Here is a 22,642-nt window from a genome sequence, read left to right as displayed (position 1 = left end):
GGAGGAGAGGTAATGACCGAAGACGCCCTGCGCACCGCCGTGCGCGAACTCATGCCGCGCGCGAAAACCGATCTGACCGAATTGGTTTCGTACAAATCCGTCTACGACGCCCGGCAGTTCCCGGTCGAGGAGTGTGTGAAGGCCGCACAGTGGGTCGCGGATGCCTTTGCCGCCGAGGGGCTTACGGATGTGGGTTTGCACGAGACGCCGGATGGCAGCAATGCGGTGATCGCGCGCTATCCCGCGCCGCCCGGTGCGCCGACGGTCATGCTGTACTGCCACTACGATGTGCAGCCGCCGCTCGGTGACGATGCCTGGCAGACGCCGGTCTGGGAACTGACCGAGCAAGCGGACGGGCGCTGGTACGGGCGCGGTAGCGCGGACTGTAAAGGCAATATCGTCACGCACCTGACCGCGCTGCGGGCGCTGCGAAAAGTGTTGGGGGACAAGTACCCCGTGGGTATCACCCTGGTTGCCGAGGGCTCGGAGGAGCAGGGCACCGGTGGCCTCGAGGCGTTCGTTCCGAAGAATGTGGACCTGCTGCGGTCGGACACGCTGCTCATCTGCGACTGCGGCAATTTCGCGGTCGGCGTGCCCACCTTCACCCAGACCCTGCGCGGCAATGTGAATGTGCTCGTCACCATCGAAACCCTCGATGGGCCACTGCATTCCGGTATGTTCGGCGGACCCGCGCCCGATGCCCTCGCCGCGCTCATCCACGTCCTGGCCAGCCTGCGCGACGCGGACGGCAACACCACCGTCGACGGCCTCCCCAATGATCAGAAGTGGGATGGGGTGCAGTACCCGGAGAACCAATTCCGCGCCGACGCCAATGTGCTCGACGGTGTGGATATCGTCGGCGGCGGCACCGTCTCCGATATGGTCTGGGCGCGACCGGCTCTCACGGTGCTGGGTATGGATGTGCCCCCGGTGGTCGGCTCCTCGGCCGCCATCCAGCCCAAAGCCCGGGCCCGCCTCAACCTGCGCATCCCGCCCGGCGTGGAACCGCAGGACGCGCTGAAAGCCCTTACCGCGCACCTGGAATCGCATACGCCCTGGCATGCCGAGGTCACCATCGAGACCGAGGCCACCGGCTCACCCTTCCGCGCCGCGACCGACGGACCCGCCCGCAAGGCGATGGAAGCCGCCTTCGCCGCGTCCTACGGCCGTGCGGCCACCACCGAAGGTCAGGGCGGTTCCATCCCGCTCTGCAATGTCTTCGCCGACACCTATCCGAATGCGGAGATCATGCTGATGGGCGTCGAGGAACCGAAATGCCTGATCCACGCTCCGAACGAGAGCGTGGATCCCTCCGAGATCGAGCATATGGCGCTGGCCGAGGCTCTGTTCTTGGCGTCCTACGCCAAGTAGCTCGAGACCGATGGTGCGGGCGGCGATTCAGCGCTATGGGGTCGATGTCCGAGTAACTGAATTCCCTATCGACACAATGGGGACGCTGAATCGCAAGCCCTGAAAAATGGGGGCAGCGGCCTAGAAGTCGGCGTGGTCCTCCGCCTGAATCACCTTGAATTCGGTATTGGCGGGGGACATTTCGTTGAAGCGGCCGAAATAGATGCCCTGGGCGGCCGGTTCGATGATGCCGAAGTGAATGGGGAACGCCGTCGTCGGATTCACCGCGCGCAGATAGTCCACCGCTTCGCTGATCCGCATCCACGGTGCGGCCGCCGGGAGGGCCAGGACGCCCACCGGGACCGGCGGCACCCAGAGCGAATCACCCGGATGCACCAGCTGTGCGGGATCGTCCGGGGTGCCCAGCTGGAATACGGTGTTGTCGATGACCGGGATCTCCGGGTGGATCACCGCATGCCGGCCGCCACCGCCGGTGATCTGGACATCCTTGACCTTGAGCACATTCCCCGCATGCACCGCCTCCCACGGTTCACCGCGCTGCTGGGCGGTCTGCGGATCGCTCAGCAGCCGCGCCTGCGGATTGGCGTCGATGAGCGCCTCGATGCGATTCGGGCAGATGTGATCGGGATGCTGATGGGTGACGGCGATCGCGTCCAACCCGGTGATCCCTTCGAACCCGTGTGAGAAGTTGCCGGGATCGAACAGAATCTTCGCGCCGTTCAACTCCACCAAGATGCAGGAATGTCCGAAATGGGCAATGCGCATGCCTGCCACGGTAGTCCCGCACCCGGATGCGCACCACGGTGGTTGTGGCGTGTGCCACGGGGGTTCCACCCGGTCGTGGGTGTTCCAGCCGCGCCAACTACGCTGATCAGCGAAACCCCCGCTCGGCCGCACTGTGTGGAACACGGTCGTCCGGGCCCGCCCCACCAGCTGAGGAGCAACGCGTGGCACGTGTCGTGGTCGAGGTGATGCCGAAGGCCGAAATCCTGGATCCGCAGGGTCAGGCCATTGTCGGCGCGCTGGGGCGCCTGGGTCACCCCGGGATCTCGGAGGTGCGGCAGGGCAAGCGATTCGAGCTCGAGGTCGCCGACGACGTCAGCGAATCCGAGCTCGAGCAGATCGCCGAATCGCTGCTCGCCAACACCGTCATCGAGGACTGGAAGGTCGTCCGGCTGTGACCGCACGCATCGGAGTCATCACCTTCCCGGGCACCCTGGACGATGTCGACGCCGCCCGCGCGGTCAAGCTCGCCGGGGCCGAGGCGGTCAGCCTCTGGCACGGGGACGCCGATCTGAAGGGTGTCGACGCGGTCATCGTGCCCGGCGGCTTCTCCTACGGCGACTACCTGCGCACCGGCGCCATCGCCCGGTTCGCGCCGGTCATGGAGAAGGTCATCGAGGCGGCGGGCTCCGGCCTGCCGACCCTGGGCATCTGCAACGGCTTCCAGATCCTGTGCGAGGCCGGACTGCTGCCGGGTGTGCTCACCCGCAATGAGGGCCTGCACTTCATCTGCCGCGACCAGTGGCTGACCGTCGAGGCCGCGAATACCGCGTGGACCTCCCGGTACGAGCCCGGTGCGCAGATCCTGGTGCCGCTCAAGTCCGGTGAGGGCCGCTACCAGGCGTCCGCGCCGGTGCTGGACGAGCTGGAAGGCGAGGGCCGCGTGGTCTTCCGCTACTCCGGCGACAATCCGAACGGTTCGCAGCGCGGTATCGCGGGCATCAGCTCCGCGAACGGTCGCGTGGTCGGGCTCATGCCGCATCCGGAGCACGCCACCGAGGCGCTCACCGGACCCAGCGATGACGGGCTGGGCATGTTCCTGTCCGTGCTGGACGCGCTGGTCTCGGCCTGACCTCTCCGTCATTCCGGCTCGATCAACCCCGTCGTCCCGGCATGCTTTTGGCCGGGATCCACAGCGACACAGTGGATCCCGGCCAAGAAGCGCGCCGGGACGACGGGGTTTTCTGCGTTGACGAGGTTTTCTCAGGCGCAGAGCCGGTCCAGGACCTCGAATTCCACGCCCTCGGCGCGCGCGATATAGCTCGGGAACAGCACCTGATTGCCGTCGAATCCGATTGCGCCCGTGGATGTTTCGAGAGATCCCAGTTCGCCGACCACCTCGTGTAGGCGGCGCACATCCAATGATCCGGCCGCCTTGGCCATGGCGCAGAGCGTGCGGATCGCCTCGTACTCGGTATTGCTGAAGTTGGTGAGCTTGGGCGCGAAGTCGCCGTGCAGTCGCCGATAGCGTTCGGCGCGTTCGCGGCCGGCGGGACCATTCACGAAGAAGCTGGATGGCACATACAGATTCCGGTTGGCCTTGGCCCCGCCCGCGAGCAACACGTTGTCATCGACCGCGGGGCTCACGCGCAATTGCCTTTCATCGCGTCCGATTTGGGCGAATTGTCGGTTAAACCGCGCCACATCCGCACCCACCAGCAACACGATCACCCCATCCGCGCGATCCAATCGCGGATCACTCAGAAACCCCTCGAAATCCGCGCCGAACGGAACGAATCGTTCCAGCGGTACGAACTCCTCCAGCGACAGCGCCCCGCGCTCGGCCAACTCCGCCCGCACCACCTCCGCGGTCCGCCGCGGCCACACATAGTCATTGCCGATGATCGCCCACCGCCGCGCCCCGAACTCGCGCCGCAGCCAGCGCAGCGCGGGCAGCAACTGCCGCCCCGGATCCGATCCCACCAGGAACAATCCCGGCGGCCGCTCATCCAAACCCTCATGATCGGTCGCGAACAGATACGGCACCCGCCCCGCGTTCACCCGCGTCACCGCCCGCCGCACCGCCGAGGTATGCCAGCCGGTGATGGCGTGCACCATTCCCGTGGCCAGCAGTGCGGAAACCTCCAGGGCCACCTCGCCGGGCTCGCGGCCGCCGTCAATGTGGGTGGCGCGTAATTCCCGCCCGAGAATTCCTGTGCCCCTGTTGATTTCTTCGACCGCCAATGAAATGGCGGCCTCACAGGAGGGTGCGAAGATACCGCCGGGCCCTTGTAGCGGCACTATGTTCAGGATCTCGATACTGTTCTCGGGGCTCCCGCGGAACGAGGTCATCGGATACCCTCTCCTCGTTCAAGTGAATTTGACGGGCGGGAATATGGCGACAATTCTAGGTGGGATTTCCACACTGCATGGGGCGCTGCGGGCCGCGGAACGCAGTTGGCTTCGTCACCTCGACGCCGCGCTGTGCGCCAGGCGGTTGACCGCCGACCAATGGTGCATGCTGTCCAATCTCTCCTCCGATACCGGCATCACCATGAGTGAGCTCGCCGCCCGCGCGCAACTCCCGCCCTCCTCCGCCACCCGGCACGCCGACCATCTGGCCGAGCGCGGACTCATCTTCCGCGTCGCCGCCTCCGATGACCGCCGCCGCATTCTCATCGGCCTGAGCCGCCGCGGTGTGGAGTTGGTGGACGAGGTGCGCACCGAGGAGATGCGCGCCGAGGCCGAGCTACGCCGCCGCCTCGGCGGCGGAGACTATCTGGAGCTACTGCGCCTGCTCGAACGCGTCTCGGACGTACCGTTCGCGCAGTGAGCACCGTGAGAATCACGCGGTCAGCACCGTGAGAATCACGCGGTCAGCACCGTGAGAATCACGCGGTCAGCACCGTGAGAATCACGCGGTCAGCACCGTGAGAATCACGCGGTCAGCACCGTGAGAATCACACCCTCGGCATGGGCTATGCGCACCGGCCGCAGGATCTGATCGTCCCAGAACCGGAACTCTCCGGCCGGTCCGGTCAGCACCGACCGCTCTCGCAGCGCCGCGTGGATATCCGGAATCGACGGCGCCCCAACCGCTTCCACCATGGCCCGCAGGGCCTGCACGGACAGGTAGGAGCCGTACGCGAACCGCCCGAAAGCGGGCGCGAAGTCATTACGCGTGCGCAGATACCGCTCCCGCAATTCGCGGTCGGTCGCCGGATCGGCCAGCGTGCTCGAGGCCACGAACACGTTCGCGTTCGCCCCCGGACCACCCGCGAGCAGGATGTTCTCATCGAAGGACGGCCCCAGCCGGACCTGCCGTGCGGCCCGCCCGGATTCGGTGAACGCCCGATTGAAGCGCACCGCGTCACCCGGAATCAGGAAGAGCAGCACCCCGTCCGCCGCCTCCAGCCGCGGATCGGTGAGCACCCCGGTGAATTCCCGCGTCCCCATCGGCAGGACGAACTCCCCGACCACCCGGTGCGGTGCGGTCAGGCGCCGCCGCAATCGCGCCGACATACGTAGCGCCCAGCGATAGTCGCTGGTCAGAATGGCCCAATTGCGCAGGCCGTATTCGCGATTCAGCCAGCGCATGGTCGTGTAGGTGAGCGCGCCCGGATGTTCGCCGATCATGAAGGTGCCGGATTGGGACGGGGCCAAACCGTCATGTCCGATTCCGAAGACGCACGGCACCCGCCCGGCCGCCGCGCGCATCACCGCCATTCGCCCGGCGGCAGTGGGGCTTCCGGTGATCGCCTGGACCAGACCGGTGGACAGCAGAGCGGACACCTCCGCGCCCAGCCGTTCGGGTTCGACACCGCCGTCGACCAGGGTCAGGCAGAGTTCACGGCCCAGAATGCCGGTGTCTGAATTGATCTCGTCGAGCGCCAGCTGGGCCAATGCCTCACAGGAGGGTCCGTACACACCGGCGTGCCCCTGCAGCGGTGCGATGTGCAGGACCTCGAATCGCGCACCCGGAGGATTCGTGGCTCGCATGGCCGCCACCCCTGCTGCCGTGGGACGGACGGATCCCGGCTCCGGGATCTCCGCGTCGATTGTAGGCCGGGTGCTGGGAATTCTTTCCGCGAAATCCTCTATTTCCCAGCCCAATCCGAATACCAGGCAATATGCCCATCGCCGCCACACCGAGCGGGCATGGGATAGGGCGGCTCTCTGCGGAAACTGAATAGTGAATGCTTAGGATCGCAGTCATGCCCGTTGCCGAGACCACCGCGACCGCCGCCGGACTGTGCGAATTCATCGACGCCTCACCCTCGCCGTTCCACGTCTGCCGCACCGTCGCCGCCGAACTCGACGACCACGGTTTCACCCGGTTGTCGGAGTCCGCGCCCTGGCCCTCCAATAGCGCGGGCCGCTACTACGTGGTGCGCGGCGGCTCCCTGGTCGCCTGGGCCGACGGCGGACCGGGTGCGCCCACCGGATTCCGCACCGGGCAGGCCACCCCGTTCCGAGTCGTCGGCGCGCATACCGACAGCCCGAATCTGCGGGTCAAACAGCATCCCGACACCGCGGTGGCGGGCTGGCAGATGGTCGGGCTGGAGCCCTACGGCGGGGCCTGGCTCAACTCGTGGCTGGACCGCGACCTCGGCATCTCCGGACGGCTCTCGGTACGCGACGGAAATGTGGTGCGGGAGCGACTGATTCGCATCGACGAACCGATCCTGCGGGTACCGCAGCTGGCCATCCATCTCTCCGAGGATCGGCGCGGGGTGACCCTGGACCCGCAGCGGCATGTGAACGCGGTGTGGGGGATCGGCGGGGAACCGCGCTCGTTCCTGGCCTTCATCGCCGAACGCTCCGGCATCGAAACCGGTGCGGTGCTGGGCTGGGAACTCATGACCCATGATCTGGTGCCGTCCAAGCTGATCGGCCGCGACCTGGATCTGATCAGCGCACCGCGACTGGACAACCAGGGCACCTGCTACGCCGGGCTGCGGGCATTCCTGGCGGCCGTCGCCGAACCCGGTGCGGCCGTACCGGTGCTCGCCATGTTCGATCACGAGGAGGTCGGCAGCCAATCCGATCGCGGGGCCCAGTCCGGGCTGCTGCCCACGGTTTTGGAGCGCATCGTGCTGACCCGAGGCGGCGGGCGGGCCGAATACCTGGCCGCCCTGGCCGGATCGGTCTGCGCGTCCGGCGATATGGCGCACGCGACGCATCCGAACTACCCGGATCGGCACGAACCCATGCACCGCATCGAGGTGAATGGCGGACCGGTGCTCAAAGTCAACCAGAACCTGCGCTATGCCACCGATGCCGCGGGCGCGGGCGCCTTCGCCCTGGCCTGCGCGCAAGCCGATGTGCCGCTACAGCGCTACGTGCATCGTGCCGATCTGCCGTGCGGCTCCACCATCGGACCGATGACCGCGGCCCGCACCGGCATGCCCACCGTCGATGTCGGCGCGGCCCAACTCGCCATGCACTCCGCTCGCGAAATGATGGGTGCGGCAGACGTTCCCGCCTACGCGGCGGCGCTGGCGGCCTTCCTCACCCCGGAAACCTCGCGCTGAGAACAAAGACAAAGACGCCCGGACGAGAAGAAAAGAAGACAAGAAGAAAGACGAAGATGAAAAGAAAGAGAGTCTGAATAGCCTTGTATCACAAGGGAATTGAGCTGTTCGGTGCTGTTCTGTTACGGTAGAATAAAGCTATGGGATCCGGGGGAGAAACCGCAATCGTAGTCGCCGTTCTGGCGCTGCGCGCTGCGGCGGACGCCCTGCTCGCGGCGTCCCCGCTTCCGCTGTCCGATGACGAGTTCGCTGCGGTGATGTGTGAGACGGAAAAGGTCACGCGGCAATTGGATGCCGCCAAAACCGGATTCGTCGATGAAACTCGCCGCCGCGATTTGCATGGCAAGGCGAACGTGAACTCTCCGGCGCTGTATCTGGAGCAGTCACTGCGGCTGTCTCGTGCGGACGCGTGCAGGAGGGTGCGGGTCGCGGACAAGCTCGCGGTGCGCCGCGTGGCGGGGCAGGTGTTGGAACCGGAACTGCCCGTGGTCGCCGAAGCGCAGCGCGCGGGCGATATCTCCGCAGATCACGTCACCCGGATCCTGCAAGCCATGGAGCGTCTGCCCGGCAGTCTCGATATCGACCTGCGAGAAGCAGCCGAGGCACATCTGACCCAGTACGCGAGCACCGGCTGGCCTGATGATGTGCGCAAACTGGGCGAGGACATCCTGCGTCGGGTCGATCCCGACGGCAAACTCTGCGGTGACACCGACCGGCAGCGCATGCGTGGCCTTACCGTCGGCACGCAACGGGTGGATGGCATGTCCGCGTTGATCGGGGAGATCACGCCCGAGTTGCGTGCGGTGTTCGAACCGGTGTTGGCCAAGCTGGCGCGTCCGGGCATGTGTAGTCCGGAGGATCCCGAGAGCCCGCGCACCACCGCCGAATCCGTCGACCGCGAACGCCTCGAAGCCGCCGCGAAGCGTGACACCCGCACCGCCGCCCAGCGCAATCACGATGCGATGCTGGCCTTCCTGCGCTACGAAGCCGACCCCGCCATCCTGGGCACCCACCGCGGTCTGCCGGTCGGAACGATCCTGACGATGAGCCTGACCGATCTGGAGAACCGCTCCGGGGTGGCGACCACCGCCACCGGTGGCACCCTGTCCATCGGCGAAGCGATAGAGCTCGCCGCGAACTCCACCCAATACCTGGCGGTGTTCGACGCGGCCGGTATGCCACTGCACTTGGGTCGTGGCAGCAATCGCCGGTTGGCGAGCAAGGCGCAGCGTTTGGCGTTGATCGCCGCCGAAAAAGGTTGCACTCGCCCCAACTGCACCGCCCCGGCGACCCTGGCCGCCGTGCATCACGTCACCGAATGGTCGAAGGGTGGGCGCACCGATATCGAGAATCTCACCCTGGCGTGCGATAGCTGCCATGCCCTGGTCCACGACGGTCCGGGTGGTTGGAAGACGGTGAAACTCGGTGCGGACAGCGAGTTCCCGGGCCGTACCGGCTGGATCGCCCCACCCCACATGAACCCGTCGGGGATACCGCAGGTGAACCACCGACACCATCCGGGTGAGTTGATGGCCGCGACCGTCTCCCGTATCCAATCCCGCAACGAGGTTGAGCGACAACGCCTGAAGGAGTGGCTCAACCGACGCCGCTGCACCCCACCGCCCACAACCGAATAGCCGTGGCCGCCCGGCCCGTGACACCGCAGGTTTCCACTGCCGGTGCCACGGGTGTTGCCGTGCAGGCCCTATGTCATTCCGGCTCTTGGTCTTTGGGGTTCTTATCGCTTCGGGTTGTGTCCCGAAACGGGACCACAGCCAGTCTCCCCGTCAGGTACTGCCACCCACCCACCTGATGGGGGAGCGACAGCCGGGTACGGCAGGCGAGGTTCCCACACCTCTTCTTTTCCGCATGCACTTCCTCAACCGAACCCGGCCCGCAAAGCATCCGCGCCGCAAGCCCCACCCAGCACGAGAAACCCCCTTTCAGCCCAGCCAAATCCCACTGGCGAGGAAGCGATCCCACTGCTCGCCGGAGAACACCAGCGCCGGTCCCGCCGAGTCCTTCGAGTCCCGCACCCCGACCGCTCCGGCCGCGAGATGAGCGATCTCAACACAGGTGTCCGCGTTCGGGCTCTTACTGGACTTGAACCATCGGGCGTCGGATAGATCGATCACGCCTCGCACTCCTCTGCGACCCTCGAAAATAGTTGCCTGGTATCGCTTTCACTCAACGCTACCCGCTCGATTCCGGCTATCGCCTGCCGATGTCGGTCGATGACGCTGCTCTGTTCGAGATAGAGCGCGCCTTCATAGCCCTCGACGTAGACGACCGGTGGTTCGGTCAGATTGCGGCTTTGCAGTGGCGGGAATTCGAGCAGCGTGAATGACTGGACCACGAACCCCGGGTGATCGTCGCCGTCGAGCGGCACGATCTGAAGAGAGATATTGGGCCGCGTGGCCAGGTCTGCGAGGTGACGTGACTGCGTCGCCATCACCTTCCGCCCCCCGGGCCTGTGCCTCAGAACCGCTTCCGACAGTAGACATTTCATGCTGAAGCTGTCGGCTCGATCGACGAGCATCGCCTGCCTGCGCGCCGCCAGTTCGAGTCGCCGTTCCACGTCGACCGCCGACAAGTCCGGGAAGCCGATCCGGATCATGGCGCGTCGATAGTCGGGATGCTGCAACAGGCCGGGGATCAGTGCGAGATGGAAGATCGTCACGCGCCGGGCGGTGGCCTCGAGCGACAGATAGTGGTCGAAGTGGTTGGCATACTGATCGGAATACGCCCGCCACCAACCGGCCGATGACTGGTTGAGTTTCGTCGCGCGTATCTCCTGCTTCACCTCTTCCCAGAGCCCGAGTGCCTCGGTGCGCTCCGCGCTGGGTTCAACGATTCCGTAATAGTCGAGCAGTGAAGCAATCTGGACGGTCGATATCTTTATCTTCTGTCCATCCTCCAGTCGGCCGAGGGTCTGCGGCGATATTTCGATATGCAAACCAGCGGCCAATTGGCTTTTCCCCGTGCGTATTCGGTGTGCGCGAAGCAGTCGACCGAGAGCTCTGAGTGGAAGCGTGGATCCAGCCATTTTGTTAGCCTCGCTATCGGGGATGCTCCAGATTGGATGCCCCATACTGGGTTACTAGTTGATTTTATCGAATTACTGGTCTGGACATTCCTTTTCATGGAATTTGGATGTCTACTGAAGTAGCGAACGCGAAATGCCGAGGGGAGCAACGGATGACGACCTACCTGCCATCGAAGGATCTACTCCTGGAAGCCTGTGCGGGCAGGGTCGCGCTACCGCATCCCCTCCTGGAGGCGGCTTACGAACTGGCCAGTCTCTTCGAAGCTCGCCAGTCCGCCGATCCGGCCGAGGTCATCGAAATCGACTGTGCTCGTGCGAAGTTGGTTCACGAGGTGGACTGTTGGATTGCCCGCGAACTCCCACGTCCCTACGCCGCGGCGGCCCTGCACACCGAAACGGTGGGCATGGTCGTGGACCGCCTGGCTCAATTCTCGGTCGCCGCCCGCACCGCCCTGGGCGCCCCGGCCCGCGAATGCAGTTTGCACTACACCTGGAAACGGCTGGCCGAACTCTCCCTCGCCTACGCCGACCTCTCCCACGACCTCAATCTCCGCACCCGCCGCATCCCCGACTACATCGCCCCGCTCCTGGAAGACCTTCAACACCAACAGTTTTGAGTTCGCCCCAGAAAGAGGTGCCCAATGACCGCAGTATGGCTGCCCTTCCTCCTCGGCCTCACCGCCGGAAGCCTCCTGGTCTGGTTGACAACCCAGCTCTCCACCCAGCACCGCCCTCCAGCCGCCGAAGGCTGGACCGTCGCCGCCATAACCTCCCGCCTGGAGAATGAACGCCGACAACTGCCACCCAAACCCATTGCGTCGAAACCGGCTGTGGCAGAGCGTCTCTGGTAATATCCAGGGGTATTTTCGTAGGGTGGGCGACGAACAATACGGGGCTTGAACCCAATGTGAACCGGGGGCGAAATGCAGGTTTCTCCAGAGGAATTGCGGGACGCGGCGAACACATTCGACGGCATCGTCGGAGCGGTCGGGAAGTTGCCGGTCATCGATACCGCCTCCGGCGTGCTGGGGACGCTGGGATCGTTCATGCAGGGCTCCGATACCGGCCCGGAGTTGGATCGGATAGAAGCGGTGCGCGCCAAGGCGATCCCCATCGTCAGCGGCCGCTATCAGGAGTTCGCCGCCGTGCTGCGCGAATCCGCCGACACCTACCACGGATCCGATCAGGACTCGGCGGCCAGGTTCGATGCCCTCGGCGACTTCAACTCCGGGGCCGGGGCGTGAAGGTTCCCACCCCGGACCAGGTGATGTTCTGGAATGTCGATATGGGATCGGTGGCTCCCAAAGCCGAGTTGATCGCCAAGGGCATCCGGGATGCCGCCGACGATATGCACAAGACCATCGACGGCATGAACTGGTCCGGGGACGGCCGCAACGGCGCGGAGCACCGCTCCGAGCGAGAACGTTCGCAAATGCGGTTCAACAGTGCGGCGTATGCGGCCGTCTCCGAACTGAACCAGCAGTTCGGACTGACCGAAGGGTCCGGCTCGAGCAGTCACAACTACCGCGTGGCCGAGTGGGCTGGACGGATCGACCAGACTGCCCGGGACGGTATGCAGGCCGAATTCGCGGTGCGCAATCTCGATGCGACGGCGCAGGGCAAGGAGCAAACCGCGCTATTCGATTCGGTTCGCGAAGGAACCGCGTTCGTCTCCAAACGTATGCCCGTCATCGGCAGCGACATGTTGGAGCTCGCGGTGAAGTCAGGGTCACCGGAGGTCAAGATGTGGCTGCTGGGCTCGGTCCCGGATTCCCATGTCACGGTCGACCTCACCTCGGACGCCAACCCCAGCCAGCGCTACCACAGCATCCTCGCCGGGATGTCCCAGGCGTCCGGGCAGCACGATTTCCGGTCGGACCCGAATGTCGGTCAATACTTCGACCAGACAACCGGCAAACTGAAGTCGCTGGAGGAGATCGCCGGAAAGAACCCGCAAACGACACTGACCGAATTCGACAGCGCCATGCGGAACTTCCTACCCAATCTGGCCAATTACGACGCCAGCTGGACCCTCGGACACAGCCCGAACGAACTCCCGAAATGAGAACTGACACGATGCGATCGCACGCCCGCCTGATCGGTGCCGTTCTTTCCGCCTGCCTGCTCACCGGGTGTTCGACCGATCATGCGCCCGCGAAATACCAGCTTCCCGAGAACGTGCAGTACAACTATCGCTGGACGGCCGCAACCGGAGTGGATCTCACCTCCGATGCCGCGATCGTCACGCGTGCCGTCATCGAGTCCGCACTCATCGCATCGATTACGCAGACGACCACGAAACGTGACATAGGGAAGTACACCTATCCCGGATATACCCGCGCTGTAGACCCCGCTATCGGGGACCAGGACAACTTCCTCTACAACGCTTGGAGCGTAAGCAATCTCGATGCCTGGGGTCCGGTTCACGGCACCGCCTACGCCGAAATCGTTTCGCTGCAAAAATCATCCGACGCTCGTGCACCGCGCTCGGTGGATGCATTGGCTTGCGTCTGGTTCAACGGCCTCAGCATCAGCCTGAGCTCTCCCAGCATCAAGTACCGGTCGCTGTTCGAACCGGCTCTCGCACCGCAGGCCGTCAAGATGAAACTGCTTGCCCCGCAAGACGAAACGCCGAAACTGACCGCATTGGGTCAGGGTCCGGCCCGCTATCCGACAACCGATGTATTCGGTGACTGGTCGGCGGAATCGATTGAGGTGAACAGCAGTTGGTGGGCTGCTCGAGCTAGCAAGCCCTACCAAGATCCGTGCGCCGCACTGCCTGTCAATCCGGTTCCACCCGAACAGCTTGCGACGACCACGGTGACGTTCTATCCGGCCCACCTGCCGACTCTCGACCCCTACCCCGGCTGGCCCGCCGACGCCGAACATCCGACCGGTACCGGCAAATGAGTTCCCCGAAACTGCCGCCCGAGATTCTGGCAGCGCTGCGGATGCCTGCCGCCGAACCTGTGGAATCTCAGTCCGGAGATGAGCCTTCGGAGGTTGCATCGGCTGACGGTTCAGCCGAACGCGATGATTCGGACACCGACGCTGCCACCGGCTTCACGAACGCGGTGAGTTACGAAGAGTGGCACGGCGAACAGACGTGGTCGGTTCGCGCGCCACCGTGATCGTGAGATCGCCCGCTATCCCGCACGCCGAAATGCCAAGGACGTAACGACTTACGCGGCGACGCGCTCGGAGTCTTCCTTCGGCCGCGGGTGATACGTCAGCACCGCCACCACGAACAGCGCCAGGGTGAACAGCACGTAGCTGCTGCCGATGATCTGTTGCCACCACGCCCAGGTGAGCTCGCGGTCACGGTCGTGCGGCAGCAGCCACTGCGGGCCGATGGCGAACAGGATGACCGCCAGACCCGTCGCACCCAGGAACGCCGGGCTGCGGCGGCCATTGGCGATGGCATCGGCCACCACGATCAGCACCGGCGCGATCCACACCCAGTGATGCGACCAGGACACCGGCGAAACCAGCAGTACCGCACCGGCGTTCACCATCAGCGCCGCCGCGTCCGCGCCCACCGAGATGAGCCGCTTCATCCAGATCGCGGCCAGCGCCACGGCCAGCACCGACAGCAGCACCCAGATCAGCGTCGCCGCCGAATCCGAGACACCCAACCGGTACGCGAAACCCTTCAGCGACTGATTACCCGCGTACCAGGGCGGACCGATCCGCCCGGTATCGGAGAGCGTGTGGAACCAGTACTGCACCGAATCGTGCGGGAAGAGCGCGAAACCCACCGCCACCGCGCCGATGGTGGAGAGCACCAGCGTGGCCGCGCCCTTCCAATCCTTGCGCAGCAGGAAGTAGAGCAGATATCCGCCGGGCGTCAACTTCACCGACACCGCGATACCGATCAGCATGCCGCGCGGCCAGAAAGGCTTGCGCGCCAGGCAATCCAGCGTGATCGCGGCCATCAGCACCAGGTTGATCTGCCCGAACCCGTAGGTCTGGCGGATCGGCTCGGCCAATTGCAGGATGGCGAGCGCACCGATCACGATGGCCAGCCGATTCGCCCGCGCCAGCTGCGGCCGCAGCCGATCCAGCACCACCCACAGCGTGATGGCGAGCGAGAGGATCGAGACGATCAGCACCGCCCACTCCGAGAGCGCCAGCGGCATGAGCGCCAGCGGCGCGAAGAACAGCGCCGCCAAAGGCGGATAGGTGAACGGCAATCCGAGCCCGTACACCGGCGGCATCGGACCGTACAGATCCTTGTCGTCCAGCCAGGCCCGCGCGCCATTGCGGTACACCTGTAGATCGATGTACCCGTGCCAGAAGTGCGCGAAATAGCTCACGAGAGCGGACACCACGAACAGCGCGACCGCGATAACGAGCAGCTTCTTCTGCTGCCGAGTCAGCGAAGAACCCCGCGGTGCACTCGTGGGCTTCTCCGCCGGATCCGCCAGCCCGGATCGTTCGTTCACCGGGACAGACTAGCTCTGCCTTTTGCCTTCGCTCCGCTACGGCGGGTTCGCGGCCCCGAAGTCTCGCTTCTTCCCTCCCTCCGCTCCTCCGCTGCGCTCCCCCGCTCCACTCAGTCCAGAAGCGAGACGGCCGCGAACCTGGCCGGTGTAAGGGATCTCAGGGCATGCCGCCGAGGTGAATCCGAGGCAGGTTCGGAGGCGTGTTGCGTGGCAACTAGACTCTGACCAGTATCTCGCCGAAATCCAGCATGCCGGTTCTCGGTTCTGACCTGCCCGGCCGAAAGGACTCTGGTTTCCCCGTGACCAGCCACGTCGATACCGTCAGCAACGCCGCGGCCAGCCCGGACCTTGCGCAGCCCTATAAGGAACTCGGCCTCAAGGACGACGAGTACGCCCGCATCAAGGAGATCCTCGGCCGCCGGCCGACGGATGCCGAGCTGGCGATGTACTCGGTGATGTGGTCCGAGCACTGCTCGTACAAGTCCTCCAAGGTGCACCTGCGCTACTTCGGCGAGACCACCACCGAACAGATGCGTTCCTCGATGCTCGCGGGCATCGGCGAGAACGCCGGTGTGGTGGATATCGGTGACGGCTGGGCGGTCACCTTCAAGGTCGAATCGCACAACCACCCTTCGTACGTGGAGCCCTATCAGGGTGCGGCCACCGGCGTCGGCGGCATCGTCCGCGACATCATGGCCATGGGCGCGCGCCCGATCGCGGTGATGGATCAGCTGCGCTTCGGTGCGGCCGATCACCCGGACACCCGCCGCGTCGTCGACGGCGTGGTGCGCGGTGTCGGTGGTTACGGCAATTCGCTGGGTCTGCCCAATGTCGGCGGCGAGACCGTGTTCGATGCTTCCTACCAGGGCAATCCGCTCGTCAACGCGCTGTGCGCGGGCGTCATGCGGGTCGAGGACCTGAAGCTGGCCTTCGCCTCCGGTGAGGGCAACAAGATCATTCTGTTCGGCGCGCGCACCGGCCTGGACGGCATCGGCGGCGTGTCGGTGCTGGCCTCGGACACCTTCTCCGGTGACGAATCCGGTTCCGGCCGTAAGAAACTCCCCAGCGTGCAGGTGGGCGATCCGTTCACCGAGAAGGTGCTCATCGAGTGCTGTCTCGAGCTGTACCACTCCGGTGTCGTCGTCGGCATCCAGGACCTCGGCGGTGCCGGACTGTCCTGCGCCACCTCCGAACTGGCCGCGGCCGGTTCCGGCGGTATGCATATCAACCTGGACCAGGTGCCGCTGCGCGCCGCGAATATGTCTCCCGCCGAGATCCTTTCGAGCGAATCCCAGGAGCGCATGTGCGCCGTGGTCGCGCCCGAGAATGTGGATCGCTTCATGGAGATCTGCCGCAAGTGGGACACCACCGCCACCGTCATCGGTGAGGTCACCGACGGCGAGCACCTGCAGATCACCTGGCACGGCGAGACCGTCGTCGACGTTCCGCCGCGCACCGTCGCCCACCACGGCCCGGTGTACGAGCGCCCCGTCCAGCGCCCCGCCGACCAGGACGCGCTGAACGCGGATTCCACTGCCGCGCTGAACCGTCCGAAGACCGGCGACGAACTGCGCGCCACCCTGCTGAAGATGATCGCCAGCCCGCAGCTGTGCTCGCGCAAGTGGATCACCGAACAGTACGACCGCTACGTGCGCGGCAATACCGTGCTCGCCGAGCACGCCGACGCCGGTGTCATCCGCATCGACGAGGAGTCCGGCCGCGGTATCGCCCTGGCCACCGACGCCTCGGGCCGCTACACCAAGCTGGACCCGTACACCGGTGCGCAGCTCGCGCTGGCCGAGGCGTTCCGCAATGTCGCCACCACCGGCGCCACCCCCAAGGCCGTCACCAACTGCCTGAACTTCGGTTCCCCCGAGGATCCGGGCGTCATGTGGCAGTTCCAGCAGGCCGTGCGCGGTCTGGCGGATGGCTGTGTGGCCCTGGGCATTCCGGTCACCGGCGGTAACGTCTCCTTCTACAACCAGACCGGCCAGACCGCCATCCTGCCGACCCCCGTGGTCGGCGTGCTCGGCGTCATCGACGATGTGCACCGCCGCATCCCGACCGGCCTGGGCCTGGAGCCCGGCGAGACGCTCATCCTGCTCGGTGAGACCCGCGATGAGCTGGACGGCTCCATCTGGGCGCAGGTCGAACACGATCACCTGGGTGGCGTCCCGCCCAAGGTCGACTTCGCCCGCGAGCAGCTGCTTTCGGAGATCCTCACCGCCGGTTCGCGCGACGGCATGATCAGCGCCGCGCACGACCTCTCCGAGGGTGGTCTGGCGCAGACCGTCATCGAGGCGTCCCTCGCCGGTGAAACCGGTTGCCGCATCCTGCTTCCCGAGGGCGCGGACCCGTTCGTCGCGCTCTTCTCCGAATCCGCCGGTCGCGTGCTCGTCGCGGTGCCGCGCTCGGAGGAGACCCGCTTCACCAAGATGTGTGATGCGCGCGGCCTGCCGTGGGCGCGGATCGGCGTGGTCGATCAGGGCTCGGACTCGGTCGAGGTGCAGGGCCAGTTCTCGATCACCCTGGACGAACTGCGCACCGCCTTCGAGGGCACGCTGCCCGCACTGTTCGGCCACTTCGAACACTGACCCAGCGCGCGCAACGCGAAAACCGAAGCACCCCGCCGCACCCGGACCCCTCGTTCCGGGTGCGGCGGGGTGCTCTCGTCTCCGCGCGGTTCGGGGATCACGAGACGACCTTGAACGGATCATGCTCGGCCATCAGCTTTTCCAAGCGGGCCTCGTCGATCCGGGAATGCACCTTCGTCGACTCGTACTGATCGCGAATCACTTTCGCGAGGGTGAAGCAGCTGCTCACCAGGAACAACATGGACATCAGCAGAAATCCGCGCTGCCAGAAATCCAAGGGGAGTCGCGCGATGCCGATACCCATGGCGCAGAAGCTGATTCCGAAGGCGATGACGGCCTGAGCCAGAAAAGCGGTGGTGCTCTTGGTCTGTGCGCTGGAGGTGCTCATGGCCATTGAGTCTGTCGAGCGCGCGCCTCGCCGCACCCCGTACAACTACTCGAGTGGCGTGCGTAGAAGCAACACGCCGTGATCATGGTGCCACTCACATCGGTGCATCCCCGGATTCGAGGGCAGGCCGTCCATACTTGACGGGTGCTGGACCCCGCCGTGACCTTGACGCGGCTGCGCACGCGCAGCGCCGCGCTCATGCGGCGTGGCTGGGGACAGCGGGCCGCGCGCATCGCCTCCCGCGCCGAGGACATCATCGACCTCAATCACACCGGTCTGGTGGTGGCGACCCTCTTCTTCGCCCTCTCCCTCACACCGTCGCTGGTACCGCGCGATTGGTTGTTCCAGGGATTGATCTCCGGGCTCAACGCGGCGGCCGGATACGGCGTGGGCTGTGTCCTGCAATGGTTGTTCCGCAGGTGGATTCGGCCGCGGTTGCCGATCGACACCCCGCCCGAATGGGTGCGCTACGTGGTGAGGGTCGCCGTCGTGCTCACCTGTGCGCTGGCCGCGGCGTACATGCTGGTCATGTCCGCCGACTGGCAACGCGAGATCACCGGGCTGATGGGTATGGAGGGCACCACCCGCGCCGCCTACCTGCGCACCGGCGGTTTGAGTTTCGTGGTCGGCGCGCTCGTGGTGGCGGTGTTCCGCACCCTGCGCGAGACGGTGCGATTCATCGGGCGGCAGCTCAGTCGCTGGGTACGGATACCGCCCGCGCTCGCACCCGCCACCGGTGCGCTACTGCTGTTCGTACTGATCATCACGCTCTTCAACGGCGTGGCCACCCGGGCGTTCTTCGCGGTCGCCAATTCCGCGTTCAGTGTGCGCAACGACAAGATGACCCCGTATGCCGTACAGCCCACCCGGCCCGAACGCTCCGGCAGCCCGCAGTCACTCGCCACATGGGAGACCCTCGGCTCGGAGGGCCGCTGGTTCGTCTCGCACGGGCCGGATCCCATGCTCATCAGCGCCGTCACCGGAAAGCCCGCGCGCCAACCCATTCGGGTGTACGTGGGTTTGCAGTCCGCCGATGCGAACACCACCGAGGAGGAGCTGGCCGTCGCCGAACTCCAGCGCACCGGGGCCTTCGACCGCAAGGTGCTGGTCATCGTCACCACCACCGGCACCGGCTGGGTGAACTCCATGAGCGCGGCCGCGCTGGAGTACATGTACGGCGGCGACACCGCGATTCTGGCGTCGCAGTACTCGTATCTGCCCAGCGTGCTGTCCTTCCTCGCGGACCGGCAGAAGGTCGCGGTGGCCGGGCGCAAGATGTTCGACGCGGTGTACTCGGCGTGGTCGGCGCGACCGGAGAACGCGCGCCCCAAACTCCTCGTCTACGGCGAGAGTCTCGGCTCACAGGGCTCCGAATCGGCCTTCGACGGCCTGGCCGATCTGCGCTCCAAGGTGGACGGCGCGCTCTGGGTCGGCCCGCCCAACTCGAATCGGCTGTGGGAGCAGTTCGTTTCGCGCCGCGATCCGGGCACCCGCGAGGTGGACCCCATCTACGCCGACGGTCTCGTCGTCCGATTCGCCGCCACCGCGGCCGATCTCGACAAACCCTCGGCCGACTGGCGACGCCCCCGCATCGCCTACCTCATGCACCCGTCGGACCCCATCGTCTGGTGGTCCTCGGATCTCATTTTCTCGCAACCGGATTGGCTCTCCGAACCGCGCGGCGCGGATGTCTCCTCCCAGATGCGCTGGTCGCCCTTCGTCACCTTCTGGCAGGTGGCGGCGGACCTCACGAACGCACAGGGCGTCAGTGACGGCCACGGTCACCGGTACGGCTCCCTGGTCCTGGACGGCTGGGCCGCCATCGCCGCACCGCCGGACTGGACCCCCGAACTCTCCGAGAAGATCCGCACCCAAATCGAACTCGCCGAAGAATACGAGCGAGTGGTGAAGTAGGTGCGCGCCACGAAAAAGCCTGCTGCCCCTGCTGATTCCGGTGTTCCCGCCGCTCCTCATGACCTCGGTGTAGCCGCCACTCCTCGTCATCCCGGCATGCTTGTGGCCGGGATCCACATCGCGGCGGTTGCCCTCCCGCTGCTGTGGAGCAATCGGGTATTGCCCGCACTCGACCTGGATATCCGGGGCCGCACCGCCGCCAACACCGCCTTCGCGGTCGCCTATACCGTTGCCTTCCAAGGGAATCCGAGATGGATATCCGCGGGTGGACTGCGGGCCGGTGCCGGCGCGGGAGGTGTGGTCCTCGCCGGTTACGGTGCGGGCCTGGCGATTCCGCCGATCCGCCGCCAATTGGCCGGGACCGCACACCGTGGACCCGCCGTCTCGACGGCCGAATGGGCCGCACTGCATATCCCCGGCGGCACCGTGTTCAGTGAAGAGCTGGTCTACCGCGCCACCCTCACTCCACTGCTCGAGCGCACTCTCGGCAGCACCGGAACCTGGCTGGGCGCACTGACTTTCGGCCTCTCGCACATCCGCGCCGCGCGCTCCGCCGGTGACCCGGTCCCCGGCACCGTGGCCGTCACCACCCTGGCGGGCGCGGTCTTCGACCAGCTGCGCCGCCGCACCGGCAGTGTCACCGCCCCGGCGCTGCTGCACCTGGCCATCAATGGCGGCGGCGCACTGGCGCCTTTCGCCGCCCGCCGCCTCCTGCCGCGTTCCCGAGCGGCTGCCCCACCAGGGATGACGGGAGATGTGTCGGAGAGCGGCGGTAGCCTTTTCGCGTGGCAGGACGTGGAGCGGTGAATCCGGGGGAGGTCAGGGCGGCGGTGGCCGCGGTGGGGGAGTGGCTGCGGGACGAGTCGGCCGGGGCTCCCGCGCGAGCAGAGTTGGCGGCGGCGGTGCGGGGGACCGCGCGATCGCTGGCGGCGGACGCGCCGGGCGGGGCCGTCGAGGTGCGGGTGCCGCCGTTCGTGGCGGTGCAGTGCATCGAGGGATTGCGGCATACCCGGGGGACGCCGCCCAATGTGGTCGAAACCGATCCGCGCACTTGGCTATTGCTGGCCACGGGGCTCTTGGACTTCGAGGGCGCGGTGGCCTCGGGGGTGCTCACGGCATCGGGGAGCCGGGCCGGTGAAGTCGCCCGGTGGCTGCCGATCGTGCCGCTCTGAATTCTGCCCTGCGGCACTCGGCCTCGATGCCGGGCGTGAAACCTACTGCGCCGCAGCGGCTGTCGCGGGCTTGCGCTCCAAACCCTTGCGGTCGTAGAAGCGCGTGATCGCCAAACCGAAGACCAGGCCGATGGCCAGACCCAGCGTCGCCATCCAGGCGCCCCGCGCGAGTCCGGCCTGGCCGCTGCCGTAGAAGTAGAGGATGGAGCGGGTACCCAGGAATACCTGGTGCATGGGCTCGAAACCGGCCAGCCAGCCGAAGTACTTGGGCGTCGCCTCGATCGGCACGGTGCCGCCCGAGGACGGCAGGCCCAGGATGATGAAGATGATCAGATTGATGATCAGACCGGCGGTGCCCACCGCCGCGAGGATCGAGGTGCAGGTCACCCCGACCGCGGTGATCACGAACGCACCGTAGATGAACAGCAGCAGCGGTCGATCGATCGGCATGCCCAGCAACGCCCCGATACCGAGCAGTGCCCCCGATACCGCGATCGACATCACCACCACCGCGGACCATTTCAGCAGCAGCGTATGCACCCGGGAGATCGGCGTGCGCGGGAAATGCACGTACCACGGCCCCCATTCGGTCGGCAGGAAGCCGAGCGCCGAATCGATGAGCTGGTGAATGATCATCGCCCCGACCATGCCCGCCAGCAGGAGCAGCAGGCTGTAGAAGAAGGCGGTCAGGCCCTCACCGGAACCGCCGGGCAGCGGCCGGAACTCCTCGACCGCGATGCTCAGCGGGTGCGCCAGGGTGATCATGGTGGCCGCCGACAGCGTGGGTGCGGGCGGACCGCCGGGCGGTGGCGTCAGGGTCGTCTTCACCTGGTCGGTCAGCTGCTGCCCGACCTGCGCGTCCACCTGGGTGAGCGCCTGCGCGCCGAACTTCTGCACGATGGCCGTGGCGAAGGCCCCGGTGCGCGGATTGGTCTGCAGGGTGATCGCCGGTTTGCTGATCTCACCCGGCACCACACTGCCGACGCCGAGAATGCCGAGCCGTTTGGAGAAGTCACTCGGAATGATGAGCGTTCCGTACACCTGCGCCGACTGCATCTGCAGCTGCGCCTCATTGATGCCGAGCACCCGCAGATCGATCTTGTCGGACGGCACCGCCTGCTGGAGTCCCGCCGCGACCTGATCGCCGAAGTTCACATGCTTGGTCTGATCGCCCGTGGTCAGGTCGTCGCCGACATCCTGATTCACCAGCGCGATCGGGAAATTGTGCAGGTTCTTCTCGGGATCGACGATGTAGTCGAGGTACATCACACCCAGCAGCGAAGCCAGCAGCGTCACCACCAGAATGGGAAAGGCCCACCTGAACGGCGTCAGCCGCCGCGGGGCCGGAGTCGATGCCGAAGTACCGGTGCTCGCCACGCCCGAACGCTAACAGCAAACCTCCTGTCATCCGGGTTATCCCAGCGGTGGGTTGCGCGACGGTTACCAGTACTATGG

General features: G+C 65.9%; 23 protein-coding genes. 15 read left to right on the top strand and 8 right to left on the bottom strand.

Annotated features, from left to right (window positions below; all coding sequences use genetic code 11):
* The first annotated feature begins 12 nt into the window (after nucleotides 1–12).
* Complete coding sequence (locus OHB26_RS08430; protein WP_330183640.1) at nucleotides 13–1,371, top strand: dipeptidase; 1,359 nt, start codon at nucleotides 13–15, stop codon at nucleotides 1,369–1,371.
* A gap of 120 nt (nucleotides 1,372–1,491) precedes the next feature.
* Here OHB26_RS08430 and OHB26_RS08425 read toward each other — a convergent pair whose 3' ends face one another.
* Nucleotides 1,492–2,136 carry an MBL fold metallo-hydrolase gene (locus OHB26_RS08425; protein WP_330183639.1) on the bottom strand — a complete coding sequence of 215 codons (645 nt, stop codon included), beginning with the start codon at nucleotides 2,134–2,136 and terminating at the stop codon, nucleotides 1,492–1,494.
* A 182-nt stretch (nucleotides 2,137–2,318) separates the two neighbouring features.
* Between OHB26_RS08425 and purS the strand changes: the two genes are divergently transcribed.
* Both purS and purQ read left to right on the top strand, forming a co-directional pair.
* Entirely contained in the window at nucleotides 2,319–2,552 is a 234-nt protein-coding gene (gene purS, locus OHB26_RS08420) for a phosphoribosylformylglycinamidine synthase subunit PurS (protein WP_330183638.1), read from the top strand.
* Nucleotides 2,549–3,226 carry a phosphoribosylformylglycinamidine synthase subunit PurQ gene (purQ, locus tag OHB26_RS08415; protein ID WP_067568440.1) on the top strand — a complete coding sequence of 226 codons (678 nt, stop codon included), beginning with the start codon at nucleotides 2,549–2,551 and terminating at the stop codon, nucleotides 3,224–3,226. Before purS ends, purQ begins: the two co-directional genes overlap by 4 nt.
* A 131-nt stretch (nucleotides 3,227–3,357) precedes the next feature.
* Here the strand turns inward: purQ and OHB26_RS08410 are convergent, their stop codons facing one another.
* The gene (locus OHB26_RS08410; protein WP_330183637.1) at nucleotides 3,358–4,446 is read right to left on the bottom strand and encodes a substrate-binding domain-containing protein; all 1,089 of its coding nucleotides are present in this window, start codon (nucleotides 4,444–4,446) and stop codon (nucleotides 3,358–3,360) included.
* 43 nt (nucleotides 4,447–4,489) lie between these two features.
* On the opposite strand from OHB26_RS08410, the gene OHB26_RS08405 reads away from it, so the two are divergent.
* On the top strand, nucleotides 4,490–4,927 hold the full coding sequence (locus tag OHB26_RS08405; RefSeq protein ID WP_330183636.1) for a MarR family winged helix-turn-helix transcriptional regulator: 438 nt from the start codon (nucleotides 4,490–4,492) through the stop codon (nucleotides 4,925–4,927).
* A gap of 104 nt (nucleotides 4,928–5,031) precedes the next feature.
* Here the strand turns inward: OHB26_RS08405 and OHB26_RS08400 are convergent, their stop codons facing one another.
* Nucleotides 5,032–6,093 (bottom strand): ABC transporter substrate-binding protein, encoded by a 1,062-nt coding sequence (locus tag OHB26_RS08400; protein WP_330183635.1) that lies wholly within the window; start codon nucleotides 6,091–6,093, stop codon nucleotides 5,032–5,034.
* 215 nt (nucleotides 6,094–6,308) lie between these two features.
* Between OHB26_RS08400 and OHB26_RS08395 the strand changes: the two genes are divergently transcribed.
* Both OHB26_RS08395 and OHB26_RS08390 read left to right on the top strand, forming a co-directional pair.
* Nucleotides 6,309–7,628, top strand: coding sequence for a M18 family aminopeptidase (locus OHB26_RS08395; protein ID WP_330183634.1), 1,320 nt, complete (start codon nucleotides 6,309–6,311; stop codon nucleotides 7,626–7,628).
* A 140-nt stretch (nucleotides 7,629–7,768) separates the two neighbouring features.
* Entirely contained in the window at nucleotides 7,769–9,265 is a 1,497-nt protein-coding gene (locus tag OHB26_RS08390; protein WP_330183633.1) for an HNH endonuclease signature motif containing protein, read from the top strand.
* 306 nt (nucleotides 9,266–9,571) lie between these two features.
* Here OHB26_RS08390 and OHB26_RS08385 read toward each other — a convergent pair whose 3' ends face one another.
* On the bottom strand, nucleotides 9,572–9,763 hold the full coding sequence (locus OHB26_RS08385) for a DUF397 domain-containing protein (RefSeq protein ID WP_330183632.1): 192 nt from the start codon (nucleotides 9,761–9,763) through the stop codon (nucleotides 9,572–9,574).
* The gene (locus OHB26_RS08380) at nucleotides 9,760–10,674 is read right to left on the bottom strand and encodes a helix-turn-helix domain-containing protein (protein ID WP_330183631.1); all 915 of its coding nucleotides are present in this window, start codon (nucleotides 10,672–10,674) and stop codon (nucleotides 9,760–9,762) included. The genes OHB26_RS08385 and OHB26_RS08380 overlap by 4 nt, the downstream gene beginning before the upstream one ends.
* A 152-nt stretch (nucleotides 10,675–10,826) precedes the next feature.
* Here OHB26_RS08380 and OHB26_RS08375 point away from each other — a divergent pair, with 152 nt between their 5' ends.
* The 5 genes from OHB26_RS08375 (at nucleotide 10,827) to OHB26_RS08355 (ending at nucleotide 13,584) form a co-directional block, all read left to right on the top strand.
* Complete coding sequence (locus OHB26_RS08375) at nucleotides 10,827–11,291, top strand: DUF4254 domain-containing protein (protein WP_330183630.1); 465 nt, start codon at nucleotides 10,827–10,829, stop codon at nucleotides 11,289–11,291.
* A 24-nt stretch (nucleotides 11,292–11,315) separates the two neighbouring features.
* A complete protein-coding gene (locus tag OHB26_RS08370) occupies nucleotides 11,316–11,525 on the top strand; it encodes a hypothetical protein (protein ID WP_330183629.1) in 210 nt (69 codons plus the stop codon).
* A 72-nt stretch (nucleotides 11,526–11,597) separates the two neighbouring features.
* The gene (locus OHB26_RS08365; protein ID WP_330183628.1) at nucleotides 11,598–11,918 is read left to right on the top strand and encodes a type VII secretion target; all 321 of its coding nucleotides are present in this window, start codon (nucleotides 11,598–11,600) and stop codon (nucleotides 11,916–11,918) included.
* On the top strand, nucleotides 11,915–12,739 hold the full coding sequence (locus tag OHB26_RS08360) for a hypothetical protein (RefSeq protein ID WP_330183627.1): 825 nt from the start codon (nucleotides 11,915–11,917) through the stop codon (nucleotides 12,737–12,739). The genes OHB26_RS08365 and OHB26_RS08360 overlap by 4 nt, the downstream gene beginning before the upstream one ends.
* Nucleotides 12,740–12,750: 11 nt before the next feature.
* Nucleotides 12,751–13,584, top strand: a complete 834-nt coding sequence (locus tag OHB26_RS08355) for a hypothetical protein (protein WP_330183626.1) — start codon at nucleotides 12,751–12,753, stop codon at nucleotides 13,582–13,584.
* A gap of 272 nt (nucleotides 13,585–13,856) precedes the next feature.
* Here the strand turns inward: OHB26_RS08355 and OHB26_RS08350 are convergent, their stop codons facing one another.
* Complete coding sequence (locus tag OHB26_RS08350) at nucleotides 13,857–15,119, bottom strand: glycosyltransferase 87 family protein (RefSeq protein WP_330183625.1); 1,263 nt, start codon at nucleotides 15,117–15,119, stop codon at nucleotides 13,857–13,859.
* A gap of 299 nt (nucleotides 15,120–15,418) precedes the next feature.
* On the opposite strand from OHB26_RS08350, the gene purL reads away from it, so the two are divergent.
* Nucleotides 15,419–17,713, top strand: a complete 2,295-nt coding sequence (gene purL / locus OHB26_RS08345; RefSeq protein WP_330183624.1) for a phosphoribosylformylglycinamidine synthase subunit PurL — start codon at nucleotides 15,419–15,421, stop codon at nucleotides 17,711–17,713.
* 97 nt (nucleotides 17,714–17,810) lie between these two features.
* Here the strand turns inward: purL and OHB26_RS08340 are convergent, their stop codons facing one another.
* The gene (locus tag OHB26_RS08340) at nucleotides 17,811–18,101 is read right to left on the bottom strand and encodes a YiaA/YiaB family inner membrane protein (RefSeq protein WP_067568436.1); all 291 of its coding nucleotides are present in this window, start codon (nucleotides 18,099–18,101) and stop codon (nucleotides 17,811–17,813) included.
* 144 nt (nucleotides 18,102–18,245) lie between these two features.
* On the opposite strand from OHB26_RS08340, the gene OHB26_RS08335 reads away from it, so the two are divergent.
* From OHB26_RS08335 to OHB26_RS08325, 3 genes are all read left to right on the top strand, one after another.
* A complete protein-coding gene (locus tag OHB26_RS08335; RefSeq protein ID WP_330183623.1) occupies nucleotides 18,246–20,015 on the top strand; it encodes an alpha/beta hydrolase in 1,770 nt (589 codons plus the stop codon).
* 96 nt (nucleotides 20,016–20,111) lie between these two features.
* On the top strand, nucleotides 20,112–20,822 hold the full coding sequence (locus OHB26_RS08330) for a CPBP family intramembrane glutamic endopeptidase (protein WP_330183622.1): 711 nt from the start codon (nucleotides 20,112–20,114) through the stop codon (nucleotides 20,820–20,822).
* Complete coding sequence (locus OHB26_RS08325) at nucleotides 20,801–21,187, top strand: sterol carrier family protein (protein ID WP_330183621.1); 387 nt, start codon at nucleotides 20,801–20,803, stop codon at nucleotides 21,185–21,187. Before OHB26_RS08330 ends, OHB26_RS08325 begins: the two co-directional genes overlap by 22 nt.
* 42 nt (nucleotides 21,188–21,229) lie before the next feature.
* Here OHB26_RS08325 and OHB26_RS08320 read toward each other — a convergent pair whose 3' ends face one another.
* Nucleotides 21,230–22,564, bottom strand: a complete 1,335-nt coding sequence (locus tag OHB26_RS08320; protein WP_330183620.1) for a YhgE/Pip domain-containing protein — start codon at nucleotides 22,562–22,564, stop codon at nucleotides 21,230–21,232.
* Between the last annotated feature and the right edge of the window lie 78 nt (nucleotides 22,565–22,642).

This window comes from Nocardia sp. NBC_01503 (assembly GCF_036327755.1).
Taxonomy (GTDB): Bacteria; Actinomycetota; Actinomycetes; order Mycobacteriales; family Mycobacteriaceae; genus Nocardia.
Note: the sequence above shows the minus strand (reverse complement) of the source record. Positions and strands in the feature narration are given on the sequence as shown.

Coding starts and splice junctions, on each gene's coding strand:
- OHB26_RS08430 (WP_330183640.1), top strand. CDS start 13: ATGACCGAAGACGCCCTGCGCACCGCCGTGCGCGAACTCATGCCGCGC.
- OHB26_RS08425 (WP_330183639.1), bottom strand. CDS start 2,136: ATGCGCATTGCCCATTTCGGACATTCCTGCATCTTGGTGGAGTTGAAC.
- OHB26_RS08410 (WP_330183637.1), bottom strand. CDS start 4,446: ATGACCTCGTTCCGCGGGAGCCCCGAGAACAGTATCGAGATCCTGAAC.
- OHB26_RS08405 (WP_330183636.1), top strand. CDS start 4,490: ATGGCGACAATTCTAGGTGGGATTTCCACACTGCATGGGGCGCTGCGG.
- OHB26_RS08400 (WP_330183635.1), bottom strand. CDS start 6,093: ATGCGAGCCACGAATCCTCCGGGTGCGCGATTCGAGGTCCTGCACATC.
- OHB26_RS08395 (WP_330183634.1), top strand. CDS start 6,309: ATGCCCGTTGCCGAGACCACCGCGACCGCCGCCGGACTGTGCGAATTC.
- OHB26_RS08390 (WP_330183633.1), top strand. CDS start 7,769: ATGGGATCCGGGGGAGAAACCGCAATCGTAGTCGCCGTTCTGGCGCTG.
- OHB26_RS08380 (WP_330183631.1), bottom strand. CDS start 10,674: ATGGCTGGATCCACGCTTCCACTCAGAGCTCTCGGTCGACTGCTTCGC.
- OHB26_RS08375 (WP_330183630.1), top strand. CDS start 10,827: ATGACGACCTACCTGCCATCGAAGGATCTACTCCTGGAAGCCTGTGCG.
- OHB26_RS08370 (WP_330183629.1), top strand. CDS start 11,316: ATGACCGCAGTATGGCTGCCCTTCCTCCTCGGCCTCACCGCCGGAAGC.
- OHB26_RS08365 (WP_330183628.1), top strand. CDS start 11,598: ATGCAGGTTTCTCCAGAGGAATTGCGGGACGCGGCGAACACATTCGAC.
- OHB26_RS08355 (WP_330183626.1), top strand. CDS start 12,751: ATGCGATCGCACGCCCGCCTGATCGGTGCCGTTCTTTCCGCCTGCCTG.
- OHB26_RS08340 (WP_067568436.1), bottom strand. CDS start 18,101: ATGAGCACCTCCAGCGCACAGACCAAGAGCACCACCGCTTTTCTGGCT.
- OHB26_RS08330 (WP_330183622.1), top strand. CDS start 20,112: ATGCTTGTGGCCGGGATCCACATCGCGGCGGTTGCCCTCCCGCTGCTG.